The 23,174-nt window shown below is 39.4% G+C and carries 21 protein-coding genes; 17 read left to right on the top strand and 4 right to left on the bottom strand.

Translation table 11 applies throughout. The features are described 5' to 3' along the window. Window positions 1-166: 166 nt before the first annotated feature. Window positions 167-1,963 (top strand): serine hydrolase, encoded by a 1,797-nt coding sequence (locus B4Z47_RS06095; protein ID WP_115048710.1) that lies wholly within the window; start codon window positions 167-169, stop codon window positions 1,961-1,963. Between the two features lie 39 nt (window positions 1,964-2,002). Further along, window positions 2,003-2,269: a hypothetical protein gene (locus tag B4Z47_RS06090; RefSeq protein WP_046673356.1), complete on the top strand. Its 267-nt coding sequence runs from the start codon at window positions 2,003-2,005 to the stop codon at window positions 2,267-2,269. A gap of 80 nt (window positions 2,270-2,349) precedes the next feature. Here the strand turns inward: B4Z47_RS06090 and B4Z47_RS06085 are convergent, their stop codons facing one another. Beyond that, window positions 2,350-3,927, bottom strand: coding sequence for a Na+/H+ antiporter (locus B4Z47_RS06085; RefSeq protein WP_115048708.1), 1,578 nt, complete (start codon window positions 3,925-3,927; stop codon window positions 2,350-2,352). A 353-nt stretch (window positions 3,928-4,280) separates the two neighbouring features. Between B4Z47_RS06085 and B4Z47_RS06080 the strand changes: the two genes are divergently transcribed. Next, complete coding sequence (locus tag B4Z47_RS06080; RefSeq protein ID WP_112374120.1) at window positions 4,281-5,225, top strand: pentapeptide repeat-containing protein; 945 nt, start codon at window positions 4,281-4,283, stop codon at window positions 5,223-5,225. Between the two features lie 152 nt (window positions 5,226-5,377). On the opposite strand, the gene B4Z47_RS06075 is transcribed toward B4Z47_RS06080, so the two are convergent. Continuing rightward, the gene (locus tag B4Z47_RS06075; protein ID WP_070564088.1) at window positions 5,378-5,842 is read right to left on the bottom strand and encodes an Lrp/AsnC family transcriptional regulator; all 465 of its coding nucleotides are present in this window, start codon (window positions 5,840-5,842) and stop codon (window positions 5,378-5,380) included. A gap of 192 nt (window positions 5,843-6,034) precedes the next feature. Between B4Z47_RS06075 and eat the strand changes: the two genes are divergently transcribed. The 13 genes from eat to B4Z47_RS06010 all read left to right on the top strand — a co-directional run bounded on the left by eat (window position 6,035) and on the right by B4Z47_RS06010 (window position 20,260). Then, window positions 6,035-7,357, top strand: a complete 1,323-nt coding sequence (eat, locus tag B4Z47_RS06070) for an ethanolamine permease (RefSeq protein WP_115048706.1) — start codon at window positions 6,035-6,037, stop codon at window positions 7,355-7,357. Next, window positions 7,354-8,715 (top strand): glutamine synthetase family protein, encoded by a 1,362-nt coding sequence (locus B4Z47_RS06065; RefSeq protein ID WP_115048704.1) that lies wholly within the window; start codon window positions 7,354-7,356, stop codon window positions 8,713-8,715. Before eat ends, B4Z47_RS06065 begins: the two co-directional genes overlap by 4 nt. A 7-nt stretch (window positions 8,716-8,722) precedes the next feature. Then, window positions 8,723-9,880, top strand: a complete 1,158-nt coding sequence (locus tag B4Z47_RS06060) for an iron-containing alcohol dehydrogenase (RefSeq protein WP_070564090.1) — start codon at window positions 8,723-8,725, stop codon at window positions 9,878-9,880. Next, complete coding sequence (locus B4Z47_RS06055; RefSeq protein WP_201303532.1) at window positions 9,855-10,631, top strand: gamma-glutamyl-gamma-aminobutyrate hydrolase family protein; 777 nt, start codon at window positions 9,855-9,857, stop codon at window positions 10,629-10,631. The genes B4Z47_RS06060 and B4Z47_RS06055 overlap by 26 nt, the downstream gene beginning before the upstream one ends. After that, entirely contained in the window at window positions 10,609-11,988 is a 1,380-nt protein-coding gene (locus B4Z47_RS06050; protein WP_236560200.1) for an aldehyde dehydrogenase family protein, read from the top strand. Before B4Z47_RS06055 ends, B4Z47_RS06050 begins: the two co-directional genes overlap by 23 nt. 267 nt (window positions 11,989-12,255) lie before the next feature. Continuing rightward, complete coding sequence (locus B4Z47_RS06045; protein ID WP_070564092.1) at window positions 12,256-12,744, top strand: NUDIX hydrolase; 489 nt, start codon at window positions 12,256-12,258, stop codon at window positions 12,742-12,744. Window positions 12,745-12,770: 26 nt separating this feature from the next. Next, on the top strand, window positions 12,771-13,472 hold the full coding sequence (locus B4Z47_RS06040; RefSeq protein WP_115048702.1) for an HAD family hydrolase: 702 nt from the start codon (window positions 12,771-12,773) through the stop codon (window positions 13,470-13,472). Between the two features lie 112 nt (window positions 13,473-13,584). Further along, a complete protein-coding gene (locus tag B4Z47_RS06035; protein ID WP_286727032.1) occupies window positions 13,585-15,312 on the top strand; it encodes an amidohydrolase in 1,728 nt (575 codons plus the stop codon). Window positions 15,313-15,710: 398 nt separating this feature from the next. Then, on the top strand, window positions 15,711-16,433 hold the full coding sequence (locus B4Z47_RS06030; protein ID WP_083295859.1) for a hypothetical protein: 723 nt from the start codon (window positions 15,711-15,713) through the stop codon (window positions 16,431-16,433). A 9-nt stretch (window positions 16,434-16,442) separates the two neighbouring features. Next, a complete protein-coding gene (locus B4Z47_RS06025; protein ID WP_236560199.1) occupies window positions 16,443-17,174 on the top strand; it encodes a hypothetical protein in 732 nt (243 codons plus the stop codon). 162 nt (window positions 17,175-17,336) lie between these two features. After that, the gene (locus B4Z47_RS06020) at window positions 17,337-18,539 is read left to right on the top strand and encodes a S41 family peptidase (RefSeq protein ID WP_115049571.1); all 1,203 of its coding nucleotides are present in this window, start codon (window positions 17,337-17,339) and stop codon (window positions 18,537-18,539) included. 80 nt (window positions 18,540-18,619) lie between these two features. Beyond that, complete coding sequence (locus B4Z47_RS06015) at window positions 18,620-19,615, top strand: hypothetical protein (protein ID WP_070564098.1); 996 nt, start codon at window positions 18,620-18,622, stop codon at window positions 19,613-19,615. Window positions 19,616-19,792: 177 nt separating this feature from the next. Further along, window positions 19,793-20,260 carry a GNAT family N-acetyltransferase gene (locus tag B4Z47_RS06010; protein ID WP_115048698.1) on the top strand — a complete coding sequence of 156 codons (468 nt, stop codon included), beginning with the start codon at window positions 19,793-19,795 and terminating at the stop codon, window positions 20,258-20,260. A 113-nt stretch (window positions 20,261-20,373) separates the two neighbouring features. Here B4Z47_RS06010 and B4Z47_RS06005 read toward each other — a convergent pair whose 3' ends face one another. After that, window positions 20,374-21,099, bottom strand: coding sequence for a DUF6090 family protein (locus tag B4Z47_RS06005; RefSeq protein WP_115048696.1), 726 nt, complete (start codon window positions 21,097-21,099; stop codon window positions 20,374-20,376). A gap of 242 nt (window positions 21,100-21,341) precedes the next feature. Between B4Z47_RS06005 and B4Z47_RS06000 the strand changes: the two genes are divergently transcribed. Then, window positions 21,342-22,502, top strand: a complete 1,161-nt coding sequence (locus B4Z47_RS06000) for a TlpA disulfide reductase family protein (RefSeq protein WP_115048694.1) — start codon at window positions 21,342-21,344, stop codon at window positions 22,500-22,502. Window positions 22,503-22,612: 110 nt separating this feature from the next. Here B4Z47_RS06000 and B4Z47_RS05995 read toward each other — a convergent pair whose 3' ends face one another. After that, window positions 22,613-23,110: a GNAT family N-acetyltransferase gene (locus B4Z47_RS05995; protein ID WP_070564113.1), complete on the bottom strand. Its 498-nt coding sequence runs from the start codon at window positions 23,108-23,110 to the stop codon at window positions 22,613-22,615. Window positions 23,111-23,174: the final 64 nt, after the last annotated feature.

Below are 23,174 nucleotides of genomic sequence, written 5' to 3'. Positions count from 1 at the left end.
CCGAATACGATCAATTTATTTTGGAATACTATTTCATAGCATTGTTTTACAGTGACTTATGGTTTTGGCAATAAAATTGGCATCAGCTGTCAATGAAGAATTACAAAGAAGCCAGCAAGAGATAGGAGAGGCGCTTCGTATCACCATTTAAACGATCATAAATAAAATGAAAGCTTCACCAATTACTGGAATTTTTGCGATACTAGTGTCAACCGCATTTGCTCAAACGACCCCTCAAAAAATAAAGGAGATTTCTCATGTCGAATCCAGTCTCATACCGCCTGTTCGTTTTGAGGGTGAGCCGGCCTGGAATATTAAATCGCGCATGGAATTTTATCAGGTTCCAGGTGTAAGCATCGCCGTGATAAAAAACGCTGAAATATTATGGAGCAAAACGTATGGTTTTGCCGATCTCGATTCGAAAACACCAGTTAGGTCAAACACCTTATTTCAGGTGGCGTCCATGAGCAAGCCCGTAAGTGCATACGCTGCATTGAAGGAAGTGGAGCTTGGCAAGTTGGCATCCAATGCCGATGTGAATTTATACCTGAAATCCTGGAAAATACCCGAAAATAATTGGACCAGAGCGAAAACTGTTACACTCAAAAATATCATTAGCCACACTGCCGGACTTACCGTAAGTGGGTTCCCGGGCTATCGGACAACAGACCCAATTCCTACAGCGGTAGAAGTACTGAGTGGTCTAAAGCCTGCTAATACACCTATGGTGTATGTTGATAAACTTCCTGGCTTAAATTTTCGGTATTCAGGCGGTGGCTATACCGTACTTCAACAGATGCTCGTTGATATTGAAGGGAAAGATTATAGTAGCATAATGGAAGAAAAGGTACTCTCACCTTTGGGTATGAAAAATAGCACTTTTGCCCAGCCTCTTCCTGAGTTGAAAAAACAATTTGCGGCGACGGCTTATACTGTAGATGGTAAAAAAGTCGAAGGAAGATATCATGTCTACCCAGAGCAGGCGGCTGCTGGCTTGTGGTCAACAGCAGAAGATTACGCTAGATTCGTGATCTATATTCAACGGACCTTAAATGGCAAAAGTAGTACTATTATTTCCAAGAAGATGGCCGAAGAATTCACAAGCCCCTATATTGAACCTATTATAGGATTAGGTGTCTTTCTGGAAGATTACGACGGTTCATCTTATTTTTGCCATGGTGGATGGAACGAAGGCTTTAGCTCCTATTTTGTTGGAAATAAAACAAGCGGTGATGGCGTAGTTATTCTTACAAATACAAACAAACCTGAATTTATCAACGAACTTGTCCGAGCGGTTGCATTAACCTATCAATGGCCCAATTACCTGGCCCCAATAAATAAAATTTTGCCGCTCAGTTCTCAAGAACTGAATGTCAATAGTGGACGTTATCGATCTGGCAAATACGGTGTTATAAGGGTCTATAGTCAGAGTGGCAAGCTTATGTCAGTCCAAAATCTAGACAAGCCTGTAGAGTTGGTTAAAGTGTCGGCAAATACTTTTGTTATGCGAGATCGAAACGTGAACGTAGTATTTTCAAAGGATACCGAAAGCGGTCAATATGAGCTTGTACAGGTTTTGCGTGATAAAAAGATTTATTCCAAAAATCCGAAAGTCAATGCAAATGACCGGACTCCACTAGAGCTTATTTTAGAAGCAAATTTCAAGGATGGATTAAAAGCTTTTCAAAAAGCAAAAGAACAGGATAGTGACGATGAGTTGCTTTCAGAAGGTTTCCTGAACGGTGCAGGTTATGAATTGCTCAATCAGCATAAAATAAACCAAGCTATTGACATATTTAAGGTGAATACGGTGCTATATCCTAAAAGTGAAAATGTTTATGATAGTTTAGCGGAAGCCTACCTGAAATCTGGACAAATAGATAGTGCCAAGAAGAACTATCAAAAAGTTCGCGAAATTAATCCTAAAAACGAAAGAGTAAGTAAGATTTTAGAAACGTTATAACACAAATATAATGAGCCATATTTTTGTTAATTTGCGAGCATGTCAAATCAAGCTAATAATTATCGATTGTTTTCCAAAGAAATTCTCTCACTTTGGAAGAGCCAGGATGTATCATATGTTAAAGTAGAAGAATTATCCATTGTTGAAGGAATCACTTTTTTTGAACTTATACCAGATTCCGAACTTTTGGATGAAGGTGGGGTAGAAACACTCTATGCCATAGATTCTGAAGATGTAGCGGATATGTTGGTGTTTAGCAAATCTATTCGTTTTGTTGTTCACGACATTTATTTGGATGAAGACTAATAAATTAGTTATTTATGATCGACAATTCAATCTGCATTGTCGATCATTAATGTACGGCAGTAGGCTGAGCTAGGGATAAATTAGCTTCTCATATTCAACCTTTCTTCCTGAAGATCTAACAAACGAAGGTGTTTGCGGATGATCTCTTCGTCCAATAAAAGTTCTTCGCGGTTTTTATTGATAAGCCAAATTCGCTGTGTTTCAAGGATATCGATATAGATTTTACGGTATTCGGCATAATTAATGATAATCTCGGAGCTCCGCAATTGATTTTCATACTTCTGTAGTTGATCCTTTAAGGTCGGAAAACTTTCAACTTTGTCCGCGTAATCATTACGAATCTTGTCAACGGCGACTTGAGCCAATCTATTCTGAATTTCATAATCGATCTCCTTTTCACTTCTTACAAAATCTCTATCTACTAATTTGATTTTCCTCAAGATAAAAGGGAGGGTCAACCCTTGAACAAGTAAGGTTAACAGAATCACAACAAATGTGATGAAAAGAATGAGATTCCTTTGAGGAAAAGGAGTTCCGTCGGCCAAAGTTAATGGGATAGATAGCGCTGCTGCCAAAGAAACGACGCCACGCATTCCAGTCCATCCGATAATCATTGGCGTTTGCCAACCGGGCGATTGAGCGTCTGCAACCGTTATAAAATTTCTCATGATCAAGGTCGTAATTACTGCAGCATACCCTGCAAAAATTCGTACAAGAATAAGGACTATTGTAACGGCGACGCCATAGCCAATAGCAGTGGAGATATTGGTATCACCCAATCCAGATACAATTTCCGGTAAATCTAATCCGATAAGCATAAAGACAATGCCATTCAGCAGAAAGCAAAAGCTTTCCCATACGGTTACTGTCCGGATTCGAGATGCACTGCTCAAAAAATCGTGACTACGATACGAGAGAAATAAGCCGCCACTGACAACCGCAAGAACCCCAGAAGCATGAAGTTGTTCTGCGATCAAATACATCGAGAAAGGTGCAATAAAAGTTAGCAATATGTCTGTATTGGAATCGGTTGGTAAAAGTTTATGCATTTTCAGAAAAACATAGGCAATTGTAAGTCCGATTCCCACTCCGCCAATACACATCCAAATAAAGCTCCCGGCCGCTTGGTACCATACATACTGCCCAGTAGCAGCAGCAATCATTGCAAAGCGAAAAATTATTAGTGAGGAAGCATCATTCAACAAACTTTCACCTTCCAATATGGACGCCAGCCTTTTGGGTACCTTCACGAATTTTAAAATTGCACCGGCACTAACCGCATCAGGAGGGGAAACTATTCCACCCAATAGAAAACCGAGAGCTAAGGAGAATCCCGGGATAAAATAGTTGGCAAAAACGGCAACGGACAATGCTGTAAAAAAGACCACAACAAAGGCAAAGCTGAAGATAATCCGGCGCCATCGCCAGAGTTCTTTCCAGGAAGTTGACCAAGCTGCCTCGTAGAGGAGCGGCGGTAAAAAAATAATGAATATCAATTCGGGTTCTATCTTTATAGGGGGAACTCCCGGGATAAAACTTATTACAAGTCCCGCTAATACGAGTAAAACAGGGTATGCAACCTGAATTTTTCTCGCCAGCATGATCAACATCGTAATTAGTAGGACTAAAAAAAGGTAAAACTCAAAATTCTCTAACATATGTAAATTTTAGGTATATAAATATAGATCAAATTTCTAGAAATATTTAAACTAGCTTGGCGGTATTCATGGTGGTAGATCTTCCTAAATTAGTTAAAGTTTGTCTTTCTCATAACCCACGATCTAAAATATGAGATGGCATTATTATAAAGAAAGGCCCGTCTTTGAGAAGTTTTACTTAAAATATAGTTTCAATAACAGTATAGGACAATACTCTAGGAATAACAACCCGAAGCTGTTCGAATACAACGATAAGTAGCATAATTACAACTAGAGGTATTTCCCTTTTCGCGATAATTACAGATTAGCCTCAATATATTTGTAAAGTTGAACATCATCAATAAACAATAATTATGGATAACAAAACATTAGGTAATAATATTGCCAAAGTGCGGAAAGAGCGAAATATGTCGCAAGCACAGCTTGCTGAACTTTTATTCGTCAGCCCCCAAGCAGTTGGAAAATGGGAGCGGGGAGAGTCTTTACCAGACTTTTTAACACTACATAGACTTGCGGAAATATTCGCAGTCGATCTAAACTACTTCGCCGAAAATTCGAAATTAGGAGATAGCGTAGCAAGTCAAAAGGTGGTCATTGGCACTTTAGATGACACGAAAGGAAATTCTCTGGAAGAGGCAAAATTTTCTGATACGGGACAAAAGCCGCTACTGACAGATTTTAGCGGTAACACGCTAGCCGAAACTGATTTTTCTGGCGTAAATGCGCCAAAGAGAAAATTTCTCGGAAGTGAGCTGCGTGGCACAGACTTCAGTACAGCAGATTTCACGGCAAGCATTTTTAAAGGAAGTGATATCCGCGATGCTAATTTTGATTCGTCGAACCTTACGGACTGTACATTTTCTGCTAGTAATATGACGAACGCAAATTTCAACAAGACCGTTCTCGCACGTACAGAATTTTATGCGTCGGAGTTGAACAATGCTAGATTTAATAGTATAAAGCTGACAGATGTCAAATTTACGGCGTCGGATCTCAGAAAAACCATTTTTGAACACTGTGAGTTCAATGGTGTTTGCTTTAAGTCCTGTGATATGAAAGGCATAAGCTTTGATGGGCAAGTATTTGTCGACGTAAAATTCGATAATGCAGACCTAGCAAACAGTTCATTTAGAGGGGTTATTCTTAGAAATGTTTCCTTTCGGCCCACGTTTGCGCTTACCAATAAATATTATAAGAGTATTAAAACAATCGATTTTGACGGGGCCTCAATGGACAAATTAACCTACGCAGCTCTTAAGGGAGTAGGCGTATCGCTTGAGAATATTGTGCTCTTATAAACAACACGATACAAATAGAAGGCATGGTTCTGCAAGTATGAACCATTGCCTAAGTGTAGGTGCCATACCAATGAAATCCATCAATTCCGGGAAATTAAATTAGGAGAGTCGTCAGCGCAGCATAGTAAAGCTAAAATATGCTAAACTAATTATCAAAGAAAGATTGGGAGACGGGTTGTATTCACGATTTCTTTCATGACAAAATAACTTTCCATATGTCTGATTCCCTTGATTGTTGCCAGTTTATTAAAATTGAATTCATGATAGTGATCAACATCCCTAACCATCACCTTTATTTGATAGTCAAATGCACCCGTTACGTGGAAACACTCGACTACTTCTGGAAATTTTTGTATCTCCTCCATAAATAACAAGGCACTTTCATTGGAATGTTTTTCCATACTAATGGATACAAGGACCATTAGATTAAGATCAAGTTTTCTTCTGTCCAGCAGAAAGACTTTCTGTTTGAGAACGGAGGTTGCCATTAACTTCTTAATACGTTCGTAAACGGGAGTCATGGATAAATTAACACGGTCAGCTATTTCCTTGTTACTTATGTTCGCATCCTGTTGCAAAAGGTCCAGAAGCATGAGGTCTTTCTCATCCAATTTCATTATCGTAGTAAATTAAATCTAAAAAAACTATATCTATGACTGTAGTTAGATCGTAAACACTAGTAAATAAAATACAACCATATTATTTTACTAAAATAGCCATAATTACAGATATATAATACTATCATTTAAACTATATGTAGTAAATTTAAATTAATTAATTACTATCAATTTACCAACCTAAATAAAATTATGAGTGAGCCTCAATTAAAAAAAGTCCTTGGTCCGGTTATGTTATGGGGATTGGGTGTAGGCTATGTTATCTCGGGAATGTATTTTGGATGGAATCTCGGTTTGGCAGAAGGCGGCACATTGGGATTGGCCATTGCTACAGTGTTCGTTATTATCATGTACCTTACATTTACTTTCAGCTATACAGAGATGGCGTGTGCGATCCCTAAGGCTGGCGGAGCCTTTGAATATGCCAATCGAGGATTGGGCAAGCATTTGGGATTTGTCGCCGGTATTGCACAAAATATCGAGTTTGTTTTTGCTCCGCCTGCCATTGCTGCTGCTATAGGTGCTTATCTACATTTATTGCATCCTTCGGTTGACTATCTTATTTTTGCCATTGGGGCCTATGTGATTTTCACTTCAATGAATATACTGGGCGTAAAGCTCGCTGCATCATTTGAATTGGTCGTAACTGTTCTTGCGGTTATCGAATTACTAATATTTGCCGGTGTTACATTTCCGGCTTTCGAATTTTCCAACCTTGAGCACAACGCATTGCCCAATGGCTTCTCGGGTATTTTTGCAGCTATTCCGTTTGCCATCTGGTTTTTTCTCGCTATTGAAGGTGTAGCGAATGTTGCTGAGGAAACGATCAATCCACAGAAAAATGTATTAATCGGCTTTGGATCGGCCATCGTAACTTTAGTTGTGCTTTGTATCATTACATTTTTGTCGGCGGTGGGTGTCGGCGGCTGGGAGGCTGTTGTTTATCCTGTCGGAAGCACTGAACCCTCCGATTCACCATTGCCACTTGCCATTGCACATGTCATTGACAATCGCCATATTCTCTATAAACTACTTATAGGCGTTGGTCTTTTGGGTCTTATAGCCTCATTTCATGGTATCATTCTCGCTGGTGGCAGAGCTACCTTCGAATTTGGGAGAGTGGGGTATGCACCGTCGATTCTTGGAAAAGTACATCAACGATTTAAGACTCCGGCCAATGCACTCTTAATCAATATGGCTATTGGCATCATAGCATTATTGACCGGAAAGACCGCAGGTATTATTACCATCGCATGTTTTGGGGCAATCTGTCTTTATATAATATCCATGTGGTCATTTTTTGCCTTGCGAAAAAAGGAACCCGATTTGGAACGCCCATTCAAAGTTCCATTGTATCCGCTGTTTCCGGCAATTGCATTTATTATTGCTGTCGTGTGTCTCATTGCAATGATATATTATAACCCCTTGACAGCTCTATTATTCTTTGGGCTTGTCATCTTATCATACCTCTATTTCCTAATCTTCCTTGACAAGGACAAAACCATCAAATTATGATAACTAAAAATGAAATTATTGCCAAATTAACAGCAAGCACAAGTACGCACGTTAAAGTTGCCGTCGCTGATATAGACGGGGTGCTCCGTGGGAAATTTATGCATCGGGATAAGTTTATCTCTGCACTGGACAATGAATTTGGGTTTTGCTCGGTGGTGTTTGGATGGGATGTTAACGATCAGGTTTATGACAATGTGGAAATTACAGGCTGGCATACAGGATACGGCGATTTCCCGGCGCGTATTGATGGAAATACATTTCGACAGATTCCCTGGCAAGAAGATATTCCCTTTTTTCTAGCTGATTTTGAATCTCCGCTTTCTCGCGACCAAAATGTGTGCCCAAGATCACTCCTTAAAAACATAATTGCACAGGCGGAGACTGCCGGATTTAAACCAATTTTTTCACAGGAATTTGAATGGTTTAATTTCGTGAAAGCCGATAATGCCGCTCCCCAAAATAGTTTTAGAGATATGACACCGATAACATCTGGTATGTTTGGTTATTCCATCTTACGGATGTCTGACAATTACGGATTTTTTCAGGATCTTTTGGCTATGCTCGAAAGATTCGGTGTACCTCTTGAGGGGCTACATACGGAGACCGGGCCAGGTGTTCTGGAAGCTGCGATCCAATGTAGTGATGCTCTTGAAGCTGCGGATAGGGCTACGCTCTTTAAATCTGCGGTTAAGGACATCGGAAAAAAACATAATATCACGGCGAGTTTTATGGCGAAACAGACCAAGGACTTACCAGGCTGCAGCGGCCATGTGCATCAAAGTCTTTGGGATCTCAACAAACAGAACAACCTCTTTTATGATAAAGAAGATGAACTCGGAATGAGCCAGTTGATGAAGCATTTTCTTGCGGGGCAATTGTATTGTTTACCTGATATTCTACCGTTATTGGCGCCCACTGTTAACAGTTATAAAAGGCTGACTGAAGGAGCATGGGCACCGACAACCCTGACTTGGGGCATAGATAATCGTACCACAGCACTCCGCGTCATCGACGGTGGTCCCAAAGCCACACGCATTGAACACCGTGTTGTCGGTTCAGATGTGAACCCTTATTTGGCAGTAGCAGCATGTTTGGCTAGCGGGTTGTATGGCATCAAGTATAAATTGCCATTGGATAATCGACATACTAGCGGTAATGGTTATAAAGATCTGCAACACGGCGTGTTACCAAGAAACCTCCACGATGCGACCGCTCGAATGGCGCAATCGCAAATAGCCTCCGAGCTATTTGGCCAAAAGTTTGTCGATCATTTTTGTAAATCACGGTTATGGGAATGGCGACAATTTTCTGAGCAGGTCACAGATTGGGAAACAAAAAGATATTTTGAAATTATTTAACTGAACAATGGATACAGCAAAAATTTACGGTTTTAATTTTCCGACACCGATCCGTTTCGGTGCTGGAGTGATCGACGAGCTACCAGACTATTTATTGACCAATGGACTTAATCGCCCTTTACTGGTAACGGATCCGACTATCGCCCAACTACCATTTTTTAAGGGAGTCCAACAAAAGCTGACGAACAAAGGGATCGACGTTATTGTCTTTCATGATTTGCATAAAAATCCAGTAAAATCTGATGTCCTCTTGGGAGGAGATGTCTTTAGAGGGCAAAATAGAGATTCAATTATTGGCGTTGGCGGTGGAGCAGCACTCGACGTAGCACGGGCAATTGCCTTGCGCGCAAATCATCATCGTGATTTATTTGATTACGACGATCTGATCGGTGGCGATATCTATGTGACCAACGAGATACCACCATTGATTACTGTACCTACGACCGCCGGGACTGGGAGTGAGGTGGGGCGTAGTGCTATTATTTCAGAAGATGAAACCAAGAAAAAACGAATTCTGTTTAGTCCCAGATTGATGGCAAAAATTGTATTTGCCGATCCTTTGCTTACAATGGATCTGCCACCGTTTATTACGGCAGCAACGGGAATGGACGCACTTACCCACAATATGGAAGCCTATTTGGCCAAAGGGTATCATCCGATGTGTGATGGTATAGCGCTTGAAGGAATGGCCATGGTGGCGACGTCTATTGAGTGTGCTACGAAAGAATCAGACTTGCCATCCCGCTCCAAAATGCTTTTGGCATCATTGATGGGAGCTGTTGCTTTTCAGAAGGGATTAGGAGTCGTTCATAGTTTAGCGCATCCGCTGTCCTCGCTCCTTGATACCCATCATGGACTGGCCAACGCGGTGAATCTTCCTTATGGAATGCAGTTTAATTATGTCGGTTTTGAAGATCGTTTCGATAAGATGGCCATGGCTTTAGGGCTCGGTAGTCATGCTGGAGACAGGGTTGTAGACTATCTGTTTGACCTCAATGTACGTTTGGGACTGCCTACACAATTATCTGCGATAGGCGTGCAAAAGGAACATCTGCAACCGTTATCAGAACTGGCGTTTGCAGATTTCTGTCACCCATCAAACCCCAAGCCCGTTAGCAAAGCAGATTTTCTTGCAATTTATGAAACCGCTTACGAAGGAAAATAATATGTTAAAAATCGGTATTAGTGCGTGTTTTTTTTATCCAGACCCCGAGAGGACGGTCTTTGGACACAAATCACTGAGCTATATGGAAAATGATATGGTTCGATGGATAACTAAAAAAGGCGTTCTTCCTATATTATTGCCGGATCTTGAAGAATCATTATTAGCGGACATCTTACACCAGATGGATGGCATAGTTCTTCAAGGTGGAAGCGATATAGCACCCCAGCATTATGGAGAAGAGCCTATCGGACCCTGGAAAGGAGACCCTTATCGGGATCAATATGAGCTAAAGATATTGGATTATGCCATCAGAAATCATAAGCCAGTCTTAGGTATCTGTCGGGGATTTCAGTTAATGAACGTCTATTTTGGAGGCACAATGTATCAGGATATCGGTAGTCAGCTTCCTCAGTCGGCTGTACATCGTTCAGCAAGTCTATACGACACCATCAATCATCCCGTACATATAGAACCAGGAACACTTTTCGACAGACTATATGGCCATGTTGCCAATCCATTGGTCAACACTGTACATCATCAGGCTATTAAAGATCTTGGCCGTGATCTCGAAGTCTTTGCGCGCTCGGAAGACGGATTTATCGAAGCATTTGGTTATACCAAAGAAGCGGCCGGGAAAGTGATGGGTGTACAATGGCATCCCGAATTTTCCCAAACACAGAAGGGAATACTTTTAGATGAAAATTTAATTCTTAATGTTTTTATCGAACATGCAAGACAACATAGAAATTAGAAATCCTGCAACCGGTGCTGTAGTAGCAACGTTGCCTTCAACCACAACAGTTGAATTGGAAAATACACTCTCCTTACTAAGACAGGGACAGCAAAAATGGGCCAACGTTCCTTTGAGGGATCGTTTGGCGTGCATCATACAATTTGGGGAGCTGATCTTGGCGAATAAACAGGAACTTGCGGAGATCCTTACCAAGGAGACGGGCAAACCCATCACACAATCGCTTAATGAAATTAACGGAGCACAAAACCGTATTGAGCATCTTCGAAAAAATGCTGAAAGATGGCTTTCAGAAGAAATTATTGTAAATGAGGGGGCTACACTAGAACATATTCGCTATGAACCACTTGGTGTCATTGCCAATATTTCTGCATGGAATTTCCCTTATAATGTGGGCTTTAATATTTTTCTGTACGCCTTGGTTGCGGGCAATGCCGTGCTCTATAAACCTTCTGAATTTGCTACGCTGACCGGATTGCAGTTTGCAAAATACCTTTATGAAGCCGGTATACCTGATGATGTATTTCACTGTGTTGTTGGAGATGGGAGGATTGGCGAGCATATCTTATCATTGCCATTGGATGGCTATTTCTTTACTGGATCCTATAAAACTGGAGTACATATTGCTAGGGCCGTAGCGCATAAATTAGTTCCAGTCCAGCTTGAGCTAGGCGGAAAGGATCCACTATACGTAACAGAAGATGTGAAAGATATAAAACAGGCGGCAGTGTCGGCAGCTGAGGGCGCTTTCTACAACAATGGGCAGAGCTGTTGTGCTGTTGAACGTATCTATGTTTCAGAACAGATATACGATGAGTTTGTCGAGGCATTTATTGAGGAGGTAGCTTCCTATCAGGTTGGCGATCCATGCGCTGGAGACACATTTATCGGTCCTTTAACGAGGGCTGCTCAGCTGGACGTCCTTGAAGATCAAGTGAAAGATGCCCTTGAAAAGGGAGCAACACTACGGTTGGGCGGACATGTATTAGAAGGTAAGGGATATTATTATGCTCCCACAGTATTTGAGCACTGTAATCACAACATGCTACTTATGCGTGAAGAGACTTTTGGTCCGTTGATAGGTATACAAAAGGTAACTTCAGACGAAGAGGCAATTACGTTGATGCAGGATACGACCTATGGCCTTACTGCAGCGGTGTTTTCGTCCGATCAGGATAGAGCAATGAATATCCTTAGCAAAATGGATACAGGAACGGTATATTGGAACTGCTGTGATAGGGTAAGCCCTAATGTGCCTTGGTCCGGAAGACGAAATTCTGGCTTAGGTTCGACCTTATCGGCTCAAGGTATACGAGCATTTGTTCAGCCTAAAGCCTATCATTTAAGACCCGCATAATTTAATGTTTAATTCTATGGATATAGCCCATTATGCCGATCGTTCATTGGATAATGGGCTTTCCCTCAAAAATAAATTTCGGTACCCCATGAGAGTGAGTGCGTAAAGATTATGGGGTCCGCTTCATGGAAAAGTGATCGCCAAGGTGACTTATGCCGATGCAATAGATATGCAAGTCCTTACTGAGGAGAGATAGACTGAATGAATTCGCTAAAATACTTGAAGACTCTCGCAACATTTTCTATTTTTGTTACAAACAGAAAAGAAATGAGCACTGAAGTGACAGGTTTGAAGCGTGTAGCCACACTATGTATATTAAGAAATAAAGATAAGTTTCTATTGTTAAAGCGCCTTAAAGAACCCAATAAAGATATGTATGTTCCCGTTGGTGGGAAATTAGACCCATTTGAAAACCCGGATGATGAGGTAGTTCGTGAAGTCATGGAAGAAACAGGGATCCATATCACGTCAAAACAATTTTGTGGCATGTTAACCGAAACATCACCGATCAATTACAATTGGATCAGCTATGTATATGTATCCGATATCGAATATGTAGAGGCCCCCTATTGTAATGAGGGTGACCTCGAATGGATCGCTGCAGACGAACTGGAATCTATTCCGACCCCTTTAACCGATCTTTATATTTATGATTATGTGGCTAAGGGAAAACTGTTTGCTTTTAATGCCGTATATGATTCAGACCTAAACTTGACCGGGTTATGGGAACAATATAATGGCATCAAGATCAAGTAAACTACTTAAATTGAATTAAAATTAGAATGATTATCAATAAAACTGCCATTAAAGTCATCGCATTCGATGCAGATGATACATTATGGGTAAACGAACCATATTTTCAAAAAGCAGAACATGATTTTTGTGCGCTGTTAGAAAATTATCTTCCACAGCATGCAGTATCAAAAGAATTATTTGAAACAGAAATGAATAACCTGTCCCTCTATGGGTATGGTGTGAAAGGCTTTATTCTTTGTATGATAGAGACTGCCAGCCGTATTTCGGCAGGACAGTTATCGCTGAAGACAATAAACAAAATCATAGCGATTGGACAAGATTTATTAAAGATGCCGATTGAATTATTGGAAGGTGTTGAAGATACGTTGGTAAGGCTGAGTGCACATTATAAGCTAATCGTAGCCACAAAAGGCGACCTTTTGGATCAGGAAAGAAAGCTGAAAAATTCGGGTCTCCAAAAGTACTTCCATCATGTGGAAATTATGAGTAACAAGAAAAATGACGATTACTCAAAATTATTAAGAAAAATTGAATGCCCCGCTGAAAATTTTATCATGATCGGAAATTCAATCAACTCCGATGTTCTGCCTGTTTTGGCATTGGGGGGACAGGCAATACATGTCCCTTACCATGTGACTTGGACACATGAGCAAGCTTGTGATGACGTTAAACCAAGCAATTTCCTGCAGGTAGAAAGTCTAGATCAACTGTTACCGATTCTGCTTTAATCGAAAATGCGCATCTAGATGCGCATTTCTTCTACCGGCTGTTACCCAGCAAAGAGCTGCGAAACAATTAACTGTTTTCTGTTGTTATTCATCAGTACAGTTAACCTCTCACATGGCAATTATTACAAAATATCTATTTTTCCTTTTACCCTTTTTTATTTTAAGCTGTAAGAGCAGTCAGCAAAAAGGGGATACGTTCTATTTTGGTGGAAATATTATTATGATGGAAGATGATTTTCCCCAGGTAGATGCGTTAGTAGTAAAAGGCGGGAAAATTCTTTTCGTCGGTAGCCGGAAAGAAGCGGCCCCCTATGTAGGGGAAAACACGAAACAGATCGATTTAAAGGGAAAAACTTTACTGCCTGGCTTTATTGATGCCCATGGCCATATCACTTCAAGAGCAGGAATGGAACAGGCAATAGATTTATCGCCCAGTCCATATGGTACCGTTAATTCAATACCAGATCTTCAAAAGACTATATTATCAGTTATTAAGCGAACAAAATTAGGCGCGTCTGTTCCTGTATTAGGAAATGGTTACGATGATGCTATCATGCGTGAGCATCGCCATCCGACTCGTCAGGAATTGGATGCGATCAGTACGACAAATCCTATTATTGTCATTCATGCTTCTGGTCATGCAAGTGTTGCCAATAGTGCGATGTTGAAGTTATTAGGTATTGCCGAAAATGTAAAAGACCCGGAGGGGGGACATTACGGCCGAAGCCCCGATAATCGACTAAACGGCAAACTAGAAGAAAATGCCTCTTTTGCCGCACTGGTGAAGTTGACGAATATGATTCCCAAGCCTCAACAGGCCAAAAATGAGCTATCTCAATCCCTAAAAGATTTTGTCAAAGCGCAAGACGAATGGCTTAGTTATGGGCAGACAACAATCTGTGACGGACGTTCGATGGGAGTGGGGGTTGGCCTGTTGAAGGAAGCAGCTTCGAAAAATCTTCTAAAGGCAGATGTGGTTTATTTTCCGGATTTTGAAGCAAACAAAGCCGAATGGAAATCCTTTAAACCCAATTACATGAAATACGAAAAGCGTTTGAAATTTGGTGGATTTAAATTTTCGGATGATGGTTCGCCTCAGGGGAAGACAGCTTGGTTGACAGAACCATACCTGGTTCCACCAGAAGGTCAACCGGCAGATTACAAAGGCTTTCCAATCTTTTCGGACCAGACCCTCTACAATGATTTAAAAACAGTGTTTTCAAATCATATTACGGCACAACTACATGTTAATGGCGATGCGGCTATTGATCAGGTACTTCGTGTGATCGGCAGATTGAAAGCCGAAGGAATTTATAAGCCTGAGCTTAGGGCAACCTTGATACATGTGCAGAACAGCCGCCCCGATCATATCGCCAAGATAAAAGATATCGGTGTTATTCCTTCCTATTTTTCATCCCATGTTTACTTATGGGGAGATTGGCACTATCAAAGTGTTTTTGGTCCCAAACGTGCGGCGTTTATTAGTCCAGCTCAGTCGGCAAAAAAAGCGGGAATACTGTTTACCATCCATCATGATAGCCCAGTAACACCTCCAGATCTATTGACCGGGGTGTATGCTGCAGTCAATCGGACGACACGTTCGGGAATGTTGTTGGGGCCAGATGAACGTATTGATGTCAGGGACGCGCTCAAAGCAATTACCATCAACGCTGCCTATCAGTATCAGGAAGAAAAAGATAAAGGGTCTCTTAAAAAAGGAAAACTAGCTGATTTGGTTATTTTGGATCAAAATCCATTAACAATTAATCCCCAAAAATTACGGGACATCAAAGTAATTGAAACAATCAAAGAAGGGAATACCGTCTTTAAGCGAAATTGATCAATCTGTCAATCCCATAATAAAACAGCATTGTAAACTCATTTTGATTCGCGATTGTTTGGAAAAACCCACTATTGTACTGTTAGTTGCCACTCTGCTGGACTAGTGACGATGAGTCGAAGTCATCGTTTTCAAGAGGATCAAATGTTGGGATAAAACAGGAGAGTTGTATAGTAATACAACAGCGTCAAGTCTTCATCCTTTAAAGAAATAGCGAATAATAAATCGCCACATGCAAATATTAAATGGTCTTAAACTTTTGCGGCTTGTGGCCTATTTTTACACGATGATCGATTCATGATGTCACTTTTGAACAAACAATAGATCTATTTCATCATGCAACGCAGGGAGGGTTATCTTAGATGGAATCCTGTTTTTACTAAAATCCAGAAATAATTATGAAATCGCTATTGATATTTCTTTTTTCGATAAACCTTGTTTACGGTCAATCTACACCAAATTTGACAGTAGGTTATGGAGATCGCTATGATAGCCTTCCCAAATTAGTAATCAAAGCAGCTACACCAGAAGACTATCATAAAGCATTTAGCTCCAACATTATCAATAAAACTCCTGCTGTTGAACGGAAAAGCTTTGTGATTCCTACAGGCAAAGGCAAGCTAAAGTTCAGGAAATATAGTTTTTCAGCCGGTTATGGTGATGGATTTAAGGGTTGGGCGTATAAAGGCTATCTTCCCAAACTGAAAATGCATATTCTCGTAAGCAATCATGTTGCTGAATCATTAGGTTTTAGCGATTTAGTTTTACTCGATAGCATCAACGGTAGTCAACATACAATTGCTTCAGTCGGCGACGGTGCAGTTGAAATACCAATTCCATCTCCAAACGGAGATTTTCTTGCTTATTATTATAATGAGGTCTATGCTGCGAATAGTTGCTTTATAGGGGTACTTGCTGTCCGCAAAGAAAAGGCTCCTTTCCGGATCAAACTTTCCGAATACAACAGTTTTGAAACGGACAATTGGGCGGTGGAAAACATCAGATGGATCGATAGCATGACGATTATCATAAAAGCATATACGCTTAAAAAAGTTGCCAATGAAAATATTAAGCAGTTTGCGTACTACACTGCCCGGTTAAGCAAAGAAAATACAAACTAAGGTATAGAGATGAACATACAACAAAATATCATCATGCTAACTGTTGCTGCAATTTGCTCTTGTAACAATCCTAGCGTACCCCTACAAAAACGGGATGTTAAGCAATCAGAACATCCTATTGACGGAGAAGTAGTGATATCCAGGCAGCAGATAGATACGGTCCCCGCCTCGCATACCACGAATGAGGTTAAGACAACAACATCCATAAAGTTCAATGAATTTGTCGTTTCGATTCAAGGTATGGCCATTTTTGATCCAGAAAGGATGGATCGACTACAACGTGATACCGTAGAAATCGAAGCAGAAGTCGGGGAAAGCATCGAGGGAACTTATATTTCTATTTTAAGTGATCAGGTCCGTGACTTGAAGGTGGAACAACGCTATGAAACCAGCGTAACTATTATGAATGAAGGTCCCCATTGTGATCTTACCGAATGGAAACATTTTAACTCAGACTGGAAGCCTTTAAAACAAAATGGGAATGGCCTTTTTCTAAGTGAAGAATATACTGATCAGGATCATCGGACCTTTCCCAGCGTATCTATGGACGAATTGAAACAAAAAGTAAAAGAGCAGTGTGGTGAAGAATGGTTTAAACTTTTGGCTAAAGTAAAATCGCCATCTGAATATCCATCAGCAGTCGGTATAAGCCGTTATTTCTTACGGATCGCATGTCGTCTTAAAGATAACGGTAAAAAAGTTACCAAATTAATCATTATCAAAACTCCAATGGGATGTTAACAGCTTAATTGCTGAATCACAATACCAGGATTTTCCAAGTTATAAATCTATACAAAGAGATTACGAAAAAAGTAATGCTTTCAAAAGATTCAGTATTTTAACACCGGTTTTATTATTTTTGCTATGGTTGGACCAATGAAATACCACTTCAAGAACACAACAATGAAATTAAGCCTATTGACTAAAGCAATTTTTACTATAGTATTCTTATTTTTAACAAAGAATAATATTTTCGCCCAAACCAAATACCAAAAGGATTTTTATGAGTTTTGGTCTGATATCAATAAACATTATGCTTATTTAGAAAGGCAAAATATCGACTGGAATAAAGTCAAAGAAATTTATTCTTCACAAGTAGAAAAAGTTAAAAATGACAACGAGTTTATTCAGTTGCTTGAAAATACGTTGAATGAGCTGTACAATGGACATTCGTCGTTAAGCACAAATCTTAATACATCAAACAGGATAATTCCATCATGGTCCGACCTACGTGTCGAAAAAAATGGAAACAAATATTTAATAAAAGACTTAAGAAAAGGTTTTGGTGCAGATTTAGCTGGGTTAAAAATTGGTATGCAAGTAACTCTTTTCAACGGAAAAGCAATCGATGAACAGTTAAAAAGTTTCTTACCTCGATTTACAGATCATTACAGTCCAAAGATGTATCAGTATGCTTTAGATATGCTTTTTGCGGGAACTCATGATAAGAAACGCGTGATTACTGTCGTTGAAAACGGCGAACGTAAAACATTTGAACCGGTAAGCTATGGCAATCGGAATGAATTGTTGTATTATAAAATTATAAATGGAAACACAGCCTATATCAAAATCAATAATTCACTGGGAAATAACAACTTGATCGCTGAATTTGATACGGCGCTTGACAGTTTGATTTCTAATAAAAACCTTATTTTGGATTTAACTGAAACCCCTAGCGGTGGAAATTCAACGGTTGCGAGGGCCATTATGGGGCGGTTTGTCAATAAAGTTCTACCTTATCAAATTCACGAATTTGATGAGAAGGATTATGACACAAAACGACATTGGGTAGAGTATGTAAGCCCACGTAAGGAAATCTTCAAGGGTAATGTGTATGTTCTCGTGGGGCACTGGACAGGAAGTATGGGCGAAGGAATAGCTATAGGTTTTGACGCGCTTGATAGAGCGACAGTTATTGGCACACCTATGGCCGGGCTATTAGGCGCAATTTCAAACTTCCGTCTCACAGAAACAAAAATTGGATTCCAATTCCCAACGGAAAGATTGTATCATATCAACGGAATGCCAAGAGAGGATTTTATTCCCAAGATTTTGTGTGAAAATATCGAAGAAACATTAAAAAAAGCGAAGGAGATAGCTTGGTAGGTTAGATAGGAGATGATGGCTCAGTTTGCCTGAAAACTCATGGAGCAATGTTAGGATCAATGTGAACAACTAAAGAGTATATGTTTAGTAAAATTAATAAAACCTTTATCCTTCTTGTGCTTGTACTTGTTTCCAACTACAGCAAAGCACAAACCGGATATAAGAATTTAAATATACCTGCATCAGTTGAAGGATCTAACTTTTTTAATACGGATAAAAGGAATTGTATAACGCTTCCATTTGGGTATTCAAATATTTCAAAACAACTACCTGTCGATTCCGTAATGTCGGCTATGCAAGATCACCGTGGTTTAGGAAATCGCTATGCATTAAAATTTGATCAATCAATCAAAAACAATCTCGTAACGATACCCGAAGCATATGATGTTTCTTTTCCATTTGAGCAAGATATCGGCAAAGAATATAATCAGATTAAACTTGCCTCCAATTTCCTCCGTTATGGGGATTATTCGCTTCATTTTCTGGCCATTTATAACGCTGTCCGCTATAGTGAACCATTCATAAAAAAAATATATTTAATTTCAGTAAAGAATGGGAAGCCGGTTGATATAAGAAGAATTTATCTTCATCATGAGGGAGAAATGGGATTCACAGACTATACACTATTCTATATCGATAAAAATTTTATAATCTCATTGCGGGATTATGAATTTAATGAGAATCCCTTTAGGCAAAAACCTGTTTGTCAATTTCAGCTCTTAAGCAACGGAACATTTGTCAGATACTATGATCAGAATGGATTATATAAAACAGATGAAGAACAGGGCTCAATTAAAAATCACCATAAAGAAGGAAAATGGATCGAATTTAAAACAAATCGGTTTGTGGACTTACAAGAATATCCATCATTTACAGATTCGTATACGTACTTGGAAGCAAAGTATAAAGGAGGTCTTCCTGATGGCGAATGGAAATGTTATAAATTATTGCAGGAATATAATGAAGAAACGGGGGAACCAATAATCAACACAAGAAAAAGAGGACCGTTGATTTATACTGAACTATACAAAAATGGATTATTGGAAAAACGAGAGTTCCATATTCTTGATAAGTAGCCCCTCCGTTATAAGTGATAAATATGTAACTTGTAGAAAAGGTGAAAAAGGCTCCGAAGTTCCTTCTAATTAGAACTTAAAATATGAAAATAATACTACAGTTGCTATGCGATTTGTAGTTTGCCAGCAGTGGATATAGCCCGAAAAAGGCGGAATAATAGACGCAGAATATTAATTATGGAAATAATCATCAGACAAGCAAAAGAAAGCGAAATCAATGTGTTAATTGAGTTTGAACAAGGGATCGTTGAAGCGGAACGACCTTTTGATAACACATTAAAGCCAGGCGAAATTCATTATTATGATCTCCTCGAATTGATCAAGTCTAGGGAGGCTGAAGTCCTTGTCGCAGTTGTTGACGATCAACTTGTCGGATCAGGATATGCGAAATTATTGGATGCAAAACCTTATCAAAAGTATGAAAAGTATGCTTATCTTGGTTTTATGTACGTTAGGCCAGAATATCGAGGTCGGGGTATCAACAAGATGATTTTACACCGATTGATCGATTGGGCAAAAGAAAGAAATATCTCGGAAGTAAGACTTCAGGTTTATGAAGAAAATACCAGTGCAATAAAAGCCTATGCAAAGGCAGGATTTAAACCAAATCTTCTGGAAATGCGTATGGAAATCGATGACAGATAATAGTGAAAATCCAATGAGATAATATCTATAACAAGTAAAAAAGACTTCTTTTAAAACTTTAAAAGAAGTCTTTTTTTTATTAATAAGGCATTACACACTCATTTTAAACCGATTTATTCGTTGTTATGCTCAATTTCGGCAATGACTTCTTTGGCAGATTTAATCACCTGATCATTCAGCTGAATAATCATATTTGCTTGAGATGCTGCATTGATAAGAATCCCTTTTACTTTTGGCGATGCGTTAATTGCTTTGTACATTAAATCAGGATTGATATTTGCATTGGGAACGGATACCAGCTCATCTGCGAGATTAAAAACCAATGAGTTATAGTAGGTTTGCCAATCGTCTTTTGATGGTACTACGGTTTGATAATATTCCAAAATTCCTGTTTTTAATTTTCGATCCTTAATGAGACCGATTTTTCCACTAGATCGAAATCCTTCATAATTTCCAGTATTTCTGATCTTAAAGATCGGATTAAGGTTCATCTTAATACGGTCATTTGGGCTGACTTTCACCAAGCTATCAATTTTTTGTTGGTTTAATTCCCCGTAAAATTTACATCCTTCCGCTGTGTTCGTTAGGTAGGAATTTTGCTTTTCTAAGTCGTGGACATCTTTTTCGAGATCGACTTTTAGGTCCTCCAAAAATTCTTTTACTTCTTGTTGTTCATGCCTATGCTCACTCCAACCGTGAAGCCATATCGAAAGTGATACTGCAAAAACGATAATGAAGATCTCAATGGATATTTCTTTCAATTTTTCGGTGAGACTATGCTTTGGCTCCTTTGCGGTTTTATAAATTTTCTTCGTGTGCTTAATGATCTCGTCTTGCATTTTACAGCTTTAAGTTAATATAAAGGTGATTTGTTAAATATTGGTGCTAATACGCAAAGATGCAAAAGTTTGGTAAAACACACAAATTAATAACTTATCTATTACCTCTTTTATGGCAGAAAACACCTATCAAATTGTTTTATCGGGTATATACCATGGATTACACTAAATAGTGACTGGTTTAGAACAGAAAAATTCCGTATATTTAGGTCCGTAAATTAACTGAAAATAGACTTTATATTATGAGAATTCGGGCAGGACTGCTAGTAGTAGTGGCTCTTACGCTTCCTTTCCTCGTTTGTGGGCAAAATCGCTATCAAATTAATGGCACAATACCCCCATTGCAGGATGGTGCTAAAGTATTTTTGATCTACGAAATAGAAGGTAAGTCTGTCGTGGATTCCACTTTTTCCAGAGGAGGAAATTTTTCATTTTCGGGAACCGTAGACTATCCTGTTTCATCATCGTTATATCTCAATAAAAATCCATATGTAAATAGACCAGCTCGCAACGAGCAAATGGATTTTTTTCGTTTTTACCTTGAGCCTGTGACTATGGAAATGCGAGCAAGCGACTCCTTGAAGAACATTGTAATTAGCGGGTCTCAAATTAATCTCGACCAAGATGCTTTAAAAAAAATGCGAAGCGTTGTAGATGATAAATTTACAGCACTTAATAAAGAGTTTTATGCACTTTCAGCTAATCAACAGAGCGATCCTAAAGTACGGGAAGCTTTTATTGATCGGGAAAAGGGATTAATGGATGACCTGTATAGCGTTCATTTAGCATTTGCTCGCCAGCATCCATCGTCTTACCTTAGTTTAATCAGTTTATCCTTTGTTGCTGGACAGGAGAAATTTATAGAAGAGGTTAAAGGGATATACAGCGGTTTAGCGGAGGAGCTCAGAAGCTACCCTTTGGCCAAAGAGATACCCATGCAATTAGAATCGTCGATCAGGACGAAAGTTGGACAGATTGCCCCCGATCTTGAACTACAAACGCAAATGGGTACGAGTCTAAAACTAACTGAATTCCGAGGAAAGTATCTATTAGTAGACTTTTGGGCTAGTTGGTGTGGACCATGCCGTGAGGAAAATCCAAATCTTGTAGCGCTTTACAATAAATACAAAGATTCGGGATTCGAGATCTTAGGAGTATCCCTGGACAAGGCGGCTCAACGCGAACAATGGATGAAAGCAATTGCAGATGATAAGCTCAGTTGGCCACAAGTATCTGATTTAAAAGGTTGGGATAGCCAAGCAGCAAAACGTTATGGCATAAATTCCATACCAGCAAGCTTCTTATTGGATCCCACAGGAAAAATTATATACCGCGACCTCAGGGGAAAAGATTTAGAAGAAAAGTTAAAGGCGATCTTTTCAGATAAAGACGATCATAAATAGTGCGTTTAGTAGTGTGTCCGATAAGCCGTATTAAGACTGGAGTATTCTTGTTAGGCCCGGAACGTAAATGCAAAATGTAATAAGAAGAAAGCTGGTAATAAATAGGCTGATCAAATCACTGATTCATCTAATCTATAAATAAATTCCTCGATTTCGATTTGGCGTGCATTAGCAAAACCTCGGTCTGTACCAACCTTAACAAAACCACAATTTTCCAGTACTTTTTGAGAACCGATATTATCGAAAGCGACACGCCCATAAATCGGACGGCTTGTTTCAAATGAAAGAAGTTCTTTAAGCGCCTTTGTTGCAATTCCACGTCCCCAGAATTTCCGGTCAATCCAATAAGTGATCTCAGCATCACCATCAATAACAAACTTCGCAATACTTCCTACAATTGTCCCATCAACCAGAATCGTTTGATTGTTTATACTTGGCTCATTGAGAAATTTAGCATATTTCTCAAGGTAAGCTTCTTTGTCTGAAGAAGTACTTGAGGTAAATGCGGCGAGATAATTTGCTTCTTCATCAAGCTGAAACTGATAATGTGTTTCTAAATCCGTGTATACTGTCGGTCTAAGTGTAAGTTGAAAGTTGAGGGCATCCATGCTTTTTTATGTTCGGTTTATTCCCAAATATAGTAATAAATACACTATTGTTTAAACTCGCCTC

Source organism: Sphingobacterium sp. UBA2610, from assembly GCF_002339225.1.
GTDB classification, from domain to species: Bacteria; Bacteroidota; Bacteroidia; order Sphingobacteriales; family Sphingobacteriaceae; genus Sphingobacterium; species Sphingobacterium multivorum.
The sequence above is the reverse complement of the archived record's forward strand: the minus strand, read 5'-3'. Positions and strand labels throughout refer to the sequence as shown.